The sequence below is a fragment of the Pseudomonas canadensis genome (assembly GCF_030980095.1).
Taxonomy (GTDB): domain Bacteria; phylum Pseudomonadota; class Gammaproteobacteria; order Pseudomonadales; family Pseudomonadaceae; genus Aquipseudomonas; species Aquipseudomonas canadensis.
The window spans coordinates 5,778,851-5,792,941 of sequence record NZ_CP133298.1 but is presented as its reverse complement, the minus strand read 5'-3'; the positions used below and the strand labels follow the sequence as shown (position 1 = coordinate 5,792,941).

Sequence of the window (14,091 nt, the reverse complement as noted above, 5' to 3'; positions counted from 1 at the left end):
ACTATAATTTATAGTCCTTTCCATAATTGGGTATAAAAGCATGTCCAAGAACAGCGGCTTCGTGTTCCGCCGCCCCGACCTGGCAAGCAGCATTGCCGATGGCCTGGTGGGCGCCGGTATTCAGGATTTCACCTCTGGCTTGTTTCTCGCGGCGCCGCGTCGCACGGGCAAAAGTACTTTTTTGCGTGAGGACCTTGTTCCGCAATGCCAGGCGCGTGGTTGGCTGGCTGTGTATGTCGATCTATGGGCGGACAAAGAAAAAGACCCCGCCGACCTGATCTCCAGTGCCATCGCCGGTGCCCTGGTGCCCTTTGAAAAGGGCATCCGCAAGCTGGCCAAGAATATCGGCATTGAAAAGCTCAGCTTCCTGCGCACCTTGTCCTGGGATTTCACCAAGCCGCAATTGCCTGCTGGCGCGACACTGACGCAAGCGCTGGAGTTGCTTCACAGCGCTGCCGAGAAAACCGTCGTGCTGGTGATCGACGAAGCGCAACACGCGCTCACCACCGAAGCCGGTGTTAATGCGATGTTTGCCCTCAAGGCCGCACGGGACCAGCTCAACCAAGGCCGTGAAGGCGAGGGCAGCGGGTTGCGCCTGGTGTTCACGGGGTCCAATCGCGACAAGCTTGCCCACCTGGTATTAGGTAAAAGCCAGCCGTTCTTCGGGTCCAGCATCACGCCATTTCCACTGCTGGGCAAAGCATTCACACAGGCCTACACCGTGTACCTCAACGGCCTTCTGGCCAAGACCAACCAGTTCAATGCTGCCGACATCGATGAAGCGTTTGAGCTGGTGGGCCGTCGCCCGGAAATGTTGCGCACCATCATTGGTGAAGTGGCGTTGGAACTGGGGGAGGCGAGCAATCTGGGCCAACTGCTGCACAGTCGCGCCGAACTGCTGCGCGCCGGCGTTTGGACCGAGTTCGAAAGTGCCTGGAACGCCCTCACCATTCCCCAGCGTGCGGTGCTGGAAGTGATGGTGGAGCGCTCACAGAACAACGAACCGTTCGCGCCGTTTACCGACAGCACCATCACGGCCGTCAGCAAGGCCTTGGAAGACATGGGCAGCGACGTGGTGCCAGGCACGCAGACCATTCAGGCCTGTATCGATGCCCTGCGCGATAAAGAGCTGGTATGGAAGTCGAGCCGGGGGGGTTATGCCCTGGAGGACAAATCCTTCGGGGATTGGCTGCAGCACCGGCGCCGTGCAGCTGCCTGAAGAACACAGAGATCAAATGTGGGAGCGGGCTTGCTCGCGAAGGCGGCGTGTCAGTCAGCACTTCTGATACTGACACACCGCCTTCGCGAGCAAGCCCGCTCCCACACTGGATCTGCAGTGTGGCTTATTTCTTGACCAGCGCTGAACATGCCGCCTTGTACGCCTCATGCTGATACTTGTTCAGCGTCGCCGGTAGATCAAAGTTGTGTTTCTTATTCTGTGCATTGATGGTCTGCGGCGACAGCAGCGTCACCTCAACTCCCTCCAGCAACTGAAACACCCCTTCAATCTTGAACGTCGTCGGGCCACCGGCGAACTCGCCTTTCTTGCTGCGCTTCTTGATCGCGATACGCTCGACGGCGTTTTCCTGCACGAACGCCTTCACCTGGGCCGCGAAGGCTTTGACGTTGGCGGCCTCGTCATCATCGTCGAGGGCGATCTTTTTGGTGGCCAGGGCAACGTGGGTCAGCGCCTGGTTGTCCAGGGAGGTGACGGCGATGATGGCTTCGCTGCCTTTGATTTCGATGCCGCAGGTTTTCATGGTTTGGCCTTGAAGGAGGTGAGATGGCGCAGATGGTCGCTTACCTTTCGATGGGGGTCAAAGAGACTGCAAATCAGGTTAAGGACTTTTTGATATAAAGGGCTATATATTGTCCTTTATAGGATTTTTTATCGTTTATTGGATAACCTGGTATCCATTGTTTAATCTGATTATTTCGTGCCTGCTACACTTGGCAACACTCATTCGAGGTCGAACCATGGCCCTTACTCATATTCTCTACGCCCCTGGCGAGATTGCCTTGCAGATCGCCGGTAATGCCAAGGCTCTGCGGCTGAGCAAAAACCTTTCTCGCCGAGCCTTGGCAGTCCAGTCCGGAGTGGCTGAATCCACACTCAAGCGGTTTGAAACGACCGGCAAGGTGTCACTGGATGCTTTGTTACTGATCGCGATGAGTCTGGGAGTAGGGGAGCAAATGGCGAATTTGTTCAGTGCACCGCCGCCACTCAGTCTTCAGGAACTAAAAAGCCAAACCAGGCTTCGAGGACGTCGATGAAAAAAGTTTCTGCACTGCACGTGATGTTGCAGGGTTCGCGAGTGGGAGAGCTGGTAGATGCGCCTGGCCGAGGCATTTACTTTTCGTATGATCCGAGTTGGCTGGCTAACGGCTTCAACCTGGCGCCGTTGTACATGGACTTTTCTTCCGCGCCTCAGTTGGCGGCAGACACACTGATGTTTGGTGGCCTGCAAGGGGTGTTCAGCGATTCGCTGCCCGATGGCTGGGGGCTCTTGTTGATGGACCGTTTCTTTCGCACGCAATTGGGCATTGAGCGCCGTGCGATCGGCCCGTTGGACCGGCTCGGCTATATGGGAAATCGGGGTATGGGGGCGCTGGAATACAAACCGGCGTTCGAAAAGGGGATAGAGCAGCACGAACTTGACCTGGCTTCCCTTTACCAGGCTTCACAGGAGGTGCTGTCCGGTGGAGCGAAAGAGGTGATTGAATCACTGCGCCTCGCGGGTGGCTCCCCCGGGGGGGCACGTCCTAAGGCAGTCATTGGGCTTTCATCCGACAAGACGCAAGCTATCTCTTCATTTGGTGAGATGCCGGAAGGTTACGAACACTGGTTGATCAAATTCCGTAGCCAGGAAGAGCATCGTGACAGTGGCGCTATCGAACAGGCCTACGCCATGACGGCCCGTATGGCGGGGGTCGAAATCTCCGACTCAGCGTTACTTGAGATAGAGACAGCTACCGCAATAGAGCGGTTTTTCGTCACACGGCGCTTTGATCGCGTGGGTCTTACAAAGCGACATATGCTCACCGCCGCGGCGATTCTGTATGCCGACTTCCGTATGCCGAGCCTGGATTATGGTGACCTGTTGCGCCTGACCTTCACCATCACCAAAAACGCCAGGGATGTAGAAAAAATGGCTCGACTGATGGTGTTCAACGCGCTGGCCCACAACCGTGACGATCATGCAAAAAACTTTTCGTTCTTTGGCTCATCGGCAGGCTGGCAGATGGCGCCGGCCTACGACCTGACGTTTGCCAATACCAGCGGTCGGGGGAATGAGCACACCAGCGCTTTTGCAGGTGCAGGTCAGCCATCACGCACGGTAATCAAGAAGGTCTGTGCGCCCTTCAGCTTTCTTGAGCCTGACCTCTACATCGAGCAGACGTTGGAGGCCCTATCGCAGTGGAACCAGCATTGCGCTGACCTCAATATCGACAAAGCCCAGCGTGATCACCTGCAGATAGCCTTCAACTCGATAAGGAAGGCGTTTTAGCGGTCACTCCTGCCCGATCGACTCCAAAAACTCCGACCGCTCATCGCTCATTCGTGCCAGACAATCATTCTGCGCAATCGCATACGCCTTGGTGCCGTTCACTGCCGGGAAGGTGTCCACGGCGCAGTCGGCATCGCGTAACTTTTCCCACTTCTGCTGGGCATCCTTCAGACGAGCGGTAATGTCCGCCAGCTTGGTCTTGTCGCTGCCGTAGGTCGAAGCCATGCGTTCCAGCAGGCCCTGATAGTTATCCTTGAGCAATTGCTCGGCGGTGGTTTTGTTATAGGAGGCGCATTCCAGGGTTTGCTTGTCGTTTTCGATGCCATCGCACGGCGTGCTGTCGGTGTCTTCGGCCGCGTGGACGCCGGTTGCGATGAGTGCCAAAGCCAGGAAAATCGATTTCATTGCGCCGTCTCATATCAGGTGATGCGGGAATTCTGGCTCAAGCGTAAGACAAAGAACAGCCGCCAGTCAGACCTCTCATACCAGCCTTTGTCGTGGATTGACGCTTTCGGCAATTCCCCTGTCGTTTTTGCACCCGGCTCTGTCGGCCCCTGGGCATATGCTGGCCCCAAAGCGCCGGCAGACGATTCGGCGCATGAATTGCCAATAAGGGGACGCCTGATGAGCCCAGCCGAATTGCACGCCGACAGCATCGTTATCGACGGGCTGATTATTGCCAAGTGGAACCGCGACCTGTTCGAGGACATGCGCAAAGGCGGTCTCACTGCCGCTAACTGCACCGTGTCGGTGTGGGAAGGGTTCCAGGCCACCATCAACAATATCGTGGCCAGCCAGACCCTGATCCGTGAAAACAGCGACCTGGTGATCCCGGTGAAAACCACCGCCGACATCCGCCGTGCCAAGGAACAAGGCAAGACCGGCATCATCTTCGGCTTCCAGAACGCCCATGCCTTTGAAGACCAGCTCGGCTATGTCGAGATCTTCAAGCAGCTCGGCGTCGGTGTGGTGCAGATGTGCTACAACACCCAGAACCTGGTCGGCACCGGTTGCTACGAGCGTGATGGCGGCCTGTCGGGTTTCGGCCGTGAAATCGTTGCTGAGATGAACCGCGTCGGCATCATGTGCGACTTGTCCCACGTCGGCTCCAAGACTTCCGAAGAAGTCATCCTCGAATCGAAAAAGCCTGTGTGCTACTCCCACTGCCTGCCGTCCGGCCTTAAAGAGCACCCGCGCAACAAGTCCGATGAAGAGCTGAAGTTCATCGCCGACCACGGTGGTTTTGTCGGCGTGACCATGTTCGCGCCGTTCCTGGCCAAGGGCATCGATTCGACCATCGACGACTATGCCGAAGCCATCGAATACACCATGAACATCGTCGGCGAAGACGCCATCGGCATCGGCACCGACTTCACCCAGGGCCATGGCCAGGATTTCTTCGAAATGCTGACCCATGACAAGGGCTACGCCCGCCGCCTGACCAGCTTCGGCAAGATCATCAACCCGCTGGGCATCCGCACCGTGGGCGAGTTCCCCAACCTCACCGAGACCCTGCTCAAACGCGGCCACCCCGAGCGCGTGGTACGCAAGATCATGGGCGAAAACTGGGTCAACGTCTTGAAAGACGTCTGGGGCGAATAAGCCACCGCCAACGCATCTTTTCCCCCGGCCGTTCGCGCCGGGGGCATTAACAAGAATTTTTCTGGAGTTAAGTTTCCATGGCCAAGATCGCCCCGCAATTGCCTATCGAAGTCGACAGCGAAACCGGTGTCTGGACCTCCGACGCCCTGCCAATGCTGTACGTGCCGCGCCATTTCTTCGTCAACAACCACATCGGTATCGAAGAAGTGCTGGGCGCCGATGCCTACGCCGAAATCCTCTATAAGGCTGGCTACAAGTCCGCCTGGCACTGGTGTGAAAAAGAAGCCGAATGCCATGGCCTGGAAGGCGTCGCGGTGTTTGAGCACTACATGAAGCGCCTGTCGCAACGCGGCTGGGGCTTGTTCAAGATCCAGGACATCGACCTCGACAAAGGCACCGCCAGCGTCAAGCTCGAACACTCGGCCTTCGTCTACGTGTACGGCAAGGTCGGGCGCAAGGTGGACTACATGTTCACTGGTTGGTTTGCCGGCGCCATGGACCAGATTCTGCAAGCCCGCGGCAGCCAGATCCGCACTGTCGCCGAACAAGTCTACGGAGGCTCCGAAGAGGGCCACGATGACGGCCTGTTCACCGTCAAGCCGTTGTAAGCCGAGGACCGTGCCATGGCTTTCGAAGCAATGTTCCAGCCGATCCAGATCGGCAAACTGACCATCCGCAACCGCGTGCTCAGCACCGCCCACGCCGAGGTTTACGCGACCGACGGCGGGATGACCACTGACCGCTATGTGAAGTACTACGAAGAGAAAGCCAAGGGCGGTATCGGCCTGGCGATCTGCGGCGGTTCCTCTGTTGTGGCTATCGACAGCCCGCAGGAATGGTGGAGTTCGGTCAACCTGTCCACCGACCGCATCATCCCGCACTTCCAGAACCTGGCCGACGCCATGCACAAGCATGGCGCCAAGATCATGATCCAGATTACCCACATGGGCCGTCGCTCGCGTTGGGACGGCTTCAACTGGCCGACGCTGATGTCGCCGTCCGGCGTACGTGAGCCGGTGCACCGTGCCACTTGCAAGACCATCGAGCCGGAAGAAATCTGGCGCGTGATCGGCAACTACGCCAGCGCCGCCAAACGCGCCAAGGCCGGCGGCCTGGACGGTGTTGAGTTGTCCGCTGTGCACCAGCACATGATCGACCAGTTCTGGAGCCCGCGGGTTAACAAGCGTACTGACGAGTGGGGCGGCACCTTCGAAGGCCGCATGAAGTTCGGCCTGGAAGTATTGAAAGCCGTGCGCGCCGAGGTCGGTGACGACTTCTGCGTGGGCATGCGCCTGTGCGGTGACGAGTTCCACCCGGACGGCCTGTCCCATGAGGATATGAAGCAGATCGCCAAGTATTACGACGACACCGGCATGCTGGATTTCATCGGCGTGGTGGGCTCGGGTTGCGACACGCACAACACCCTGGCCAACGTGATCCCCAACATGAGTTATCCACCGGAGCCGTTCCTGCACTTGGCGGCCGGCATCAAGGAAGTGGTCAAGGTTCCGGTGCTGCACGCGCAGAACATCAAGGACCCGAACCAGGCCACGCGCATCCTCGAGGGCGGTTATGTGGACATGGTCGGCATGACCCGTGCGCACATCGCCGACCCTCACCTGATCGCCAAGATCAAGATGGGCCAGATCGACCAAATCAAGCAGTGCGTCGGCGCCAACTACTGCATCGACCGCCAGTACCAGGGCCTGGATGTGTTGTGCATCCAGAACGCCGCGACCTCCCGTGAATACATGGGTGTGCCGCACATCATCGAAAAAACCACCGGCGTCAAACGCAAGGTTGTGGTGGTCGGTGCCGGCCCGGCCGGGATGGAGGCTGCGCGCGTGGCAGCCGAACGTGGTCACGACGTGACCCTGTTCGAGAAAAAAGAGTTTATTGGTGGGCAGATCACCACGGCATCCAAGGCGCCGCAACGTGACCAGATTGCCGGTATCACCCGCTGGTACCAACTGGAACTGGCACGGTTGAAGGTCGACCTGCGCCTGGGCGTGGCCGCCGATGCCGACACTATCCTGGACGTGCGTCCGGACGTGGTGGTGCTGGCGGTGGGCGGACATCCGAACGTGGAACAGAACGAACACTGGGGCGCAGCCGAAGGCTTGGTGGTGAGCAGCTGGGACGTGCTCGACGGCAAAGTGGCGCCGGGCAAGAACGTGCTGGTGTACGACACTATCTGCGAATTCACCGGCATGTCGGTGGCGGATTTCCTCGCGGACAAAGGCAGCCAGGTCGAAATCGTCACCGACGACATCAAGCCGGGCGTGGCCATTGGCGGTACGTCGTTCCCGACCTACTACCGCAGCATGTACCCGAAGGAAGTGATCATGACCGGCGACATGATGCTGGAAAAGGTTTACCGCGAAGGCGACAAGCTGGTGGCGGTGCTGGAAAACGAATACACCGGCGCCAAAGAGGAGCGGGTGGTGGACCAGGTGGTCGTCGAGAACGGCGTGCGCCCGGACGAAGCCATCTACTACGCACTCAAGGAAGGCTCGCGCAACAAGGGCCAGATCGACGTCGAAGCCTTGTTCGCGATCAAGCCGCAGCCGTGCCTGAGCGAGGCGGGTGATGGGTACTTGCTGTTCCGCATTGGTGATTGTGTGGCGCAGCGTAATACCCATGCTGCGATCTATGACGCCCTGCGCTTGTGCAAGGATTTCTAGGCAACCTCCCTGTAGGAGCGAGCTTGCTCGCGAAAAACGCCAGGACAACGTGTTCATCCAGGATGGACGCGTAATCGCTGACGACCTTCGCGAGCAAGCTCGCTCCTACAGGAGCCTTGCGGGAGCTTCACCATGTTGAACACCTTGCTGCCTATTCTCTTGTTTGCCGCCCTGGGCCTTGCTGTCGTCGGCGCCTTGCGCCGGGTGAACATGTGGCGCCGTGGCCGCGCGTCCAAGGTCGACCTGCTGGGCGGCCTGCTGGCCATGCCCAAGCGCTACATGGTCGACCTGCACCACGTGGTCGCCCGCGACAAATACATCGCCAATACCCACGTCGCCACCGCGCTGGGTTTTGTGCTGTCGGCGTTGCTCGCCATTCTGGTCCATGGCTTCGGCCTGCAGAGCCGTATCCTTGGCTATGCCTTACTGCTGGCGTCGGTGCTGATGTTTGTCGGCGCCACCTTTGTGTACCTGCGTCGCCGTAATCCGCCTTCACGTCTGTCAAAGGGCCCATGGATGCGCCTGCCGAAAAGCCTCATGGCGTTCTCGGTCAGCTTCTTCCTGGTCACCCTGCCGGTGGCTGGAATCCTGCCAGCGGACTTCGGCGGCTGGTTGCTTGCAGCGTTGCTCAGCGTGGGCGTGCTGTGGGGCGTGTCCGAGATGTTCTTCGGCATGACCTGGGGCGGCCCGATGAAACACGCCTTCGCGGGAGCCTTGCACCTGGCCTGGCACCGCCGCGCCGAGCGTTTCGGCGGTGGCCGTTCCACCGGGTTGAAGCCGCTGGACCTCAGCGATAAAACCGCGCCGTTGGGCGTGGAAAAACCCAAGGATTTCACTTGGAACCAACTGCTCGGCTTCGACGCCTGCGTGCAGTGCGGCAAGTGCGAAGCCGCGTGCCCGGCCTTCGCCGCCGGCCAGCCACTGAACCCGAAAAAACTGATCCAGGACATGGTCGTTGGCCTGGCTGGCGGCACGGATGCCAAGTTCGCCGGTAGCCCCTATCCAGGCAAACCGATCGGCGAACACAGCGGCAACCCGCATCAGCCCATCGTCAACGGCCTGGTGGACGCCGAGACCCTGTGGTCCTGCACCACCTGCCGCGCCTGCGTGGAAGAGTGCCCGATGATGATCGAGCACGTGGACGCCATCGTCGATATGCGCCGCCACCTTACCCTGGAAAAAGGCGCCACGCCGAACAAGGGCGCCGAAGTGCTGGAGAACCTGATCGCCACCGACAACCCCGGCGGTTTCGCACCGGGTGGTCGCCTGAACTGGGCGGCAGACCTGAACCTGCCGCTGCTCAGCGAAAAAGGCAGCGCCGACGTGCTGTTCTGGGTCGGCGACGGTGCCTTCGACATGCGTAACCAACGCACCCTGCGTGCCTTCGTCAAAGTGCTCAAAGCCGCCAAGGTCGACTTTGCCGTGCTGGGCCTGGAAGAGCGTGACAGCGGCGACGTGGCCCGTCGTCTGGGCGATGAAGCGACCTTCCAGTTGTTGGCCTCGCGCAATATCCAGACCCTGGCCAAGTACAGCTTCAAGCGCATCGTCACCTGCGATCCGCACAGCTTCCATGTGCTGAAAAACGAATACGGCGCCTTCAACGGCAACTACCTTGTGCAGCACCACAGTACGTTCATGGCCGAGTTGATCGGCGAAGGCGCGCTGAACCTGGGCCAGCACAAGGGCAACAGCGTGACCTATCACGACCCTTGCTACCTGGGCCGCTACAACGGCGAGTACGAGGCGCCGCGCCAAGTGCTGCGGGCATTGGGCATCGAGGTCAAGGAGATGCAACGCTCGGGTTTCCGCTCACGCTGCTGCGGTGGAGGTGGCGGTGCGCCGATTACCGACATTCCCGGCAAGCAACGGATCCCGGACATGCGTATGGACGACATCCGCGAAACCGGCGCCGAGCTGGTGGCCGTGGGTTGCCCGCAATGCACGGCGATGCTGGAAGGCGTAGTCGAGCCGCGCCCGTTGATCAAGGATATTGCCGAGCTGGTGGCCGACGCATTACTTGAAGATGCAGTGCCCACCAAAGCTCCCATCAAGCGTGAACCTGCGGAGGTGCATTAATGAGCGACATTATCCGCCGCGACCCGCGGGCCGAATGGATCGCCCGCAACCGCCTGCACCCGCTGCACGCAGCGATGCAACCGGTGCAACACAGCTGGATGGGACCTAACGGGGTCATCCGCAAGAACGTCCATGGCGTCGGCTTCATCGGCCCCAATGGCATCAAGCGCATCGACCGCAGCGGCGCCCAGCAGGGCGGCGCGGCCAAGCGTACCGCGGCCGTGGAAGTGCAGTTGCCACTGCATCAGGTGGCGGCGCCTGCGTTCTACATCAACGTGGTGCCGGATATGGTCGGTGGTCGCTTGAGCAGCCACGACCGCGACTTGCTCGGCCTGGCCCGGCAACTGGCTGGCAGCGACGGCGCGGTGCTGGCGGTGGTGTTTGGCGAACACAAGGAAAATGCGTTTGCCACCGCAGGCGTCGACCGCCTGCTGGTGCTGGACGGCCATGAATTCGACGGTTATTCACCGGAACAACGGGTACAGGGTTTACGCGCTGTGGATAACCAGTTCAACCCGCGCCACTGGTTGCTGCCCGACAGCCGCAGCGGTGGTGGCGAACTGGGCCGACGGTTTGCCGCCAGCCTCAAGGAGCGCCCGGCTACGCGGGTTTGGCAGATCAAGGGCGACGAGTGCATCGGCCGCGCCGGTGCGGGCCAGGAAGACTTGGCCCGTCCGCTGCCACGCCTGATTCTGGCGGCCGTTGAATGCGCCGATCCCGTCAGCGAAACCCGTCACGAAGTGCTCCCCGTGGAGTTATCCACAGCCCTGGCGCGCAGCCTGCCACGCATCGAAGACCTCGGCGCAGTAGCGGTGGATCCGGCGGCGATTCCCATGGCCGAAGCGGAATTCATTTTCTCCGGCGGCAACGGTGTGAAGGACTGGGCCTTGTTCCACCAGACCGCAGCGGCCTTGGGCGCCACCGAAGGCGCCTCGCGGGTGGCGGTGGACGATGGCTTCATGGCGCGTGATCGCCAGGTCGGCGCCAGCGGCACCTGGGTCACGGCGCGGGTCTATGTGGCCGTGGGCATTTCCGGGGCGATCCAGCACCTGCAAGGCATCGGTGCCTGCGACAAGGTGGTGGCGATCAACCTCGACCCTGGTTGCGACATGATCAAGCGCGCCGATCTCTCGGTCATCGGCGAAAGCGCCGCGATTCTGCAAGCCTTGATCGTTGCGGTCGAGGCCTACCGCAACGGCGCCAAGCGCGACGCGGCTTGAGGATATGAGCATGAACATGAATGTCATCAGCCTGGTATCCATCGGCGCCCACCCGACCTCCGGGCGCCCGCGCCGCGCCGAACAGGATGCGCGTGCGGTGGAGCTCGGCCTGCAAATGGCTGGGGATAAGTTGCAGGTGTTGCACGCCGGCAACATCAATGAGCCGACCCTGCGTAGCTACCTGGGCATGGGATTGCCGCAATTGCATGTGCTGGAGCAACCGGCGGGCAGCGATGCCTTGCCCGTTCTCAGTGAATACCTGCGCGACGCGGGTGCCCAAGTGGTGCTCGCTGGTAGCCAGGCCGAAACCGGCGAAGGCTCGGGTATGTTGCCGTACCTGCTGGCCGAGCAGTTGGGTTGGCCGCTGATTGTCGGGCTGGCGCAGGTCGAGTCCATCGATGGCGGCGTGGCCCATGTGCTGCAAGCCTTGCCACGCGGTCAGCGGCGGCGCCTGAAGGTGCGCTTGCCGTTCCTGGCGACAGTGGATAACGCCGCGCCTAAACCACGGCAGAGTGCTTACGGTCCGGCGCAGCGCGGTGAGCTGGCGGCCCATGAAGTCGAAATCGAACAAGACGAGTTATTCACAGGCGCCGTGCTCCAGCCGGCCAAACCACGGCCAAAGCGCCTCAAGGTGATCAAGGCCAAAAGTGGTGCCGACCGGATGAAAGCCGCCACGGCCAAGGCCAGTGGCGGCGGTGGGCAAGTACTCAAGGGCCTCAGCCCGGAAGCGGGCGCCGAAGCTATCCTCAAACTGCTTATAGAGGAAGGCGTCGTGCGCTAACCCCCCGTAGGAGCTGGCTTGCCAGCGATAGCAATCGTTCAGCCGATGGATGTCTCGACTGACACGCCGTCATCGCCGGCGAGCCGGCTCCTACAGAGGGTTTACCCACAATCCCTGTTGACCCGTCTGTGGATAACCTGTTCGCGGTTGTCCACGCCCCCTGTGAATCAAGCCCTGCAGCCCTCTGTACGAAAAACAACCAGGCTAACTGACGGTTTTTACTTGGGTTTTTCTTTGCTCTTATGCATTTCTCCAGGCCGACTTGCCCCCATAGTCTGTTGGCGCTTCTGTGGATAACATGTTCGCTCTCGGCTGAAGCCCTTATTAATCAAAGCTTTCATCGGATTGATCAAAATATGATCGAATTGGTTTTTTCCCCGGCTGAAATCCCTGGAAACCGCGATTTATGAAGGTTTTCGGTGGTTTTCCACAGCGTTCTCAGAGTTGCCCCCAAAGTCTGTTGGTGCTTCTGTGGATAAGGTGTTCGCGTACCGCTACAGGCCATATAAATCATGGCTTCTATTCAGTTGATCAATAAATGAACAAGGCTGGGCCAGACCGACTGACTGGAATAAGTCACGGATTTTTTTCACTTAATTTCAGGAGGGAAGCGTACTTGCCCACAATTGCTGTGGGTGGCTTTGTGGATAAGTTGTTGGGTAAAGGCTGGAGGGCAGGGGAATCAAGGGTTATCTGAGGGTTGGGTGTTTTTTGTACAACCCAGCCCCCTGAAGATCAAAAGGTTATTCGTGAACTGCAACACCTTTGAGGTACGGCGCTGGAGCGGCCCCCAAGTTGTTCAGCATGCGCTCGCTGTACCAATCCACAAAGTTCACCACGCCGAACTCATAGGTCTTGGAGTATGGACCTGGCTGGTAGGCGGTGGAGTTGATGCCGCGCTGGTTCTCTTCGGCCAGGCGACGGTCCTGGTCGTTGGTGGCGTCCCACACCTGGCGCATGCGCTCGACGTCGTAGTCCACGCCTTCCACGGCGTCCTTGTGCACCAGCCATTTGGTGGTGACCATGGTTTCCTGGGCGCTGATCGGCCACACGGTGAACACGATGATGTGATCGCCCATGCAGTGGTTCCAGGAGTGGGGCAGGTGCAGGATGCGCATCGAGCCCAGGTCCGGGTTCTTGATGCGGCCCATGAGTTTGGCGCAGCCCTGCTTGCCGTCCAGAGTCATCGACACGGTGCCCTTGAGCAGCGGCATGCGCACGATGCGGTTACGCAAGCCGAAGCTGGCGTGCGCGTACGGGATCTTCTCGGCATCCCAGGCGGCGGCGGAGGCGGCCACATGATCCTTGAACGCCTGGTCGGCGCGCGGGTCGGTGACGTCGTCCCATTCCAGCAGGGTTTTCAACAGTTCCGGGTGCGACGCGTTGCAGTGGTAGCACTCGCGGTTATTTTCCAGCACCAGCTTCCAGTTGGCTTTCTCCATCAAGGTGGTGGTAATCGCCACCTTGGTGTTCTCCATGTCGTAGGGTTCCATGTAGTGGTTCAGCGTCGACAGGAAATCATCGATGGCCGGCGGGTTCTCCGCCAGGCTGATGAAGATGTAGCCGCCAGCAGTCTTCACGTTCACCGGCTTCAAACCGTACTGCTTCATGTCGAAGTCGGCGCCCATCTCGGTGCCGGCGAACAGCAGGCGGCCGTCCAGTTCGTAGGTCCACTGGTGGTAGTGGCAGACCAGTTTGGCGACCTTGCCCTTGTCGCTGGTGCACAAGCGCGAACCACGGTGACGGCACACGTTATGGAAGGCATGCACGACGCCTTCGGCGCCACGGATCACGATGATCGGGTTCTTGCCTACTTGCAGGGTCAGGTAGTTGCCCTTGGTGGGGATCTCGCAGGTCATGCCGGCGATCAGCCACTCTTTCTGGAAGATCTCCTGCATGTCGATATCAAACAGCCGTTCATCAGAGTAGAACGGCTGTGGCAGCGAGAAAGTGCGCTCGCGCTCTTGCAGCATTTGCGCGGTGGCCTTGCGTGCGGGTTCCAGCGGATCGCCCAAGCTTAAGGTTGCGGTGACGTCCATCGTGTGTGTCCTCATGGCCATTCTGTGTGGCCGAGATAAGTGGCTAATCAGGTTTGCAGCAAGGCGTAAAAAAAGCGTCTGTGTTGGGAGCGAGTGTGGGGCCGCCGATGGGCCGAACCTTATCCATGGGCGACATGGCCCAATCTGTTCCCGACGCGCAACCCTAGGTCGTTGGGGCCT

12 protein-coding genes are annotated in these 14,091 nt (G+C 59.8%); 9 read left to right on the top strand and 3 right to left on the bottom strand.

The features are described 5' to 3' along the window. The first annotated feature begins 40 nt into the window (after positions 1 to 40). Complete coding sequence (locus RB216_RS27020; RefSeq protein ID WP_099493082.1) at positions 41 to 1,219, top strand: AAA family ATPase; 1,179 nt, start codon at positions 41 to 43, stop codon at positions 1,217 to 1,219. 124 nt (positions 1,220 to 1,343) lie between these two features. Here the strand turns inward: RB216_RS27020 and RB216_RS27015 are convergent, their stop codons facing one another. Then, positions 1,344 to 1,760: a DUF3010 family protein gene (locus tag RB216_RS27015; RefSeq protein ID WP_028618231.1), complete on the bottom strand. Its 417-nt coding sequence runs from the start codon at positions 1,758 to 1,760 to the stop codon at positions 1,344 to 1,346. 217 nt (positions 1,761 to 1,977) lie between these two features. On the opposite strand from RB216_RS27015, the gene RB216_RS27010 reads away from it, so the two are divergent. Then, the gene (locus RB216_RS27010; RefSeq protein ID WP_308908082.1) at positions 1,978 to 2,274 is read left to right on the top strand and encodes a helix-turn-helix domain-containing protein; all 297 of its coding nucleotides are present in this window, start codon (positions 1,978 to 1,980) and stop codon (positions 2,272 to 2,274) included. Beyond that, positions 2,271 to 3,509, top strand: a complete 1,239-nt coding sequence (locus RB216_RS27005; protein ID WP_308908081.1) for a type II toxin-antitoxin system HipA family toxin — start codon at positions 2,271 to 2,273, stop codon at positions 3,507 to 3,509. Before RB216_RS27010 ends, RB216_RS27005 begins: the two co-directional genes overlap by 4 nt. A gap of 3 nt (positions 3,510 to 3,512) precedes the next feature. Here RB216_RS27005 and RB216_RS27000 read toward each other — a convergent pair whose 3' ends face one another. Beyond that, a complete protein-coding gene (locus tag RB216_RS27000; RefSeq protein ID WP_016977792.1) occupies positions 3,513 to 3,914 on the bottom strand; it encodes a lysozyme inhibitor LprI family protein in 402 nt (133 codons plus the stop codon). A 219-nt stretch (positions 3,915 to 4,133) separates the two neighbouring features. On the opposite strand from RB216_RS27000, the gene RB216_RS26995 reads away from it, so the two are divergent. The 6 genes from RB216_RS26995 to etfB all read left to right on the top strand — a co-directional run bounded on the left by RB216_RS26995 (position 4,134) and on the right by etfB (position 11,872). Further along, the gene (locus RB216_RS26995) at positions 4,134 to 5,111 is read left to right on the top strand and encodes a dipeptidase (RefSeq protein ID WP_005792153.1); all 978 of its coding nucleotides are present in this window, start codon (positions 4,134 to 4,136) and stop codon (positions 5,109 to 5,111) included. Between the two features lie 77 nt (positions 5,112 to 5,188). Next, on the top strand, positions 5,189 to 5,719 hold the full coding sequence (locus RB216_RS26990; RefSeq protein WP_016977793.1) for a DUF5943 domain-containing protein: 531 nt from the start codon (positions 5,189 to 5,191) through the stop codon (positions 5,717 to 5,719). Positions 5,720 to 5,734: 15 nt separating this feature from the next. Next, entirely contained in the window at positions 5,735 to 7,795 is a 2,061-nt protein-coding gene (gene dgcA / locus RB216_RS26985; protein ID WP_016977794.1) for a dimethylglycine demethylation protein DgcA, read from the top strand. A gap of 132 nt (positions 7,796 to 7,927) precedes the next feature. Then, positions 7,928 to 9,871, top strand: a complete 1,944-nt coding sequence (gene dgcB, locus RB216_RS26980) for a dimethylglycine demethylation protein DgcB (protein WP_068936249.1) — start codon at positions 7,928 to 7,930, stop codon at positions 9,869 to 9,871. Then, the gene (gene etfA, locus RB216_RS26975) at positions 9,871 to 11,091 is read left to right on the top strand and encodes an electron transfer flavoprotein subunit alpha (protein WP_028618227.1); all 1,221 of its coding nucleotides are present in this window, start codon (positions 9,871 to 9,873) and stop codon (positions 11,089 to 11,091) included. The genes dgcB and etfA overlap by 1 nt, the downstream gene beginning before the upstream one ends. Positions 11,092 to 11,101: 10 nt before the next feature. Then, on the top strand, positions 11,102 to 11,872 hold the full coding sequence (etfB, locus tag RB216_RS26970) for an electron transfer flavoprotein subunit beta (protein ID WP_122686847.1): 771 nt from the start codon (positions 11,102 to 11,104) through the stop codon (positions 11,870 to 11,872). A 743-nt stretch (positions 11,873 to 12,615) separates the two neighbouring features. On the opposite strand, the gene gbca is transcribed toward etfB, so the two are convergent. Beyond that, positions 12,616 to 13,911 carry a glycine betaine monooxygenase oxygenase subunit gene (gene gbca / locus RB216_RS26965; RefSeq protein ID WP_068936255.1) on the bottom strand — a complete coding sequence of 432 codons (1,296 nt, stop codon included), beginning with the start codon at positions 13,909 to 13,911 and terminating at the stop codon, positions 12,616 to 12,618. Between the last annotated feature and the right edge of the window lie 180 nt (positions 13,912 to 14,091).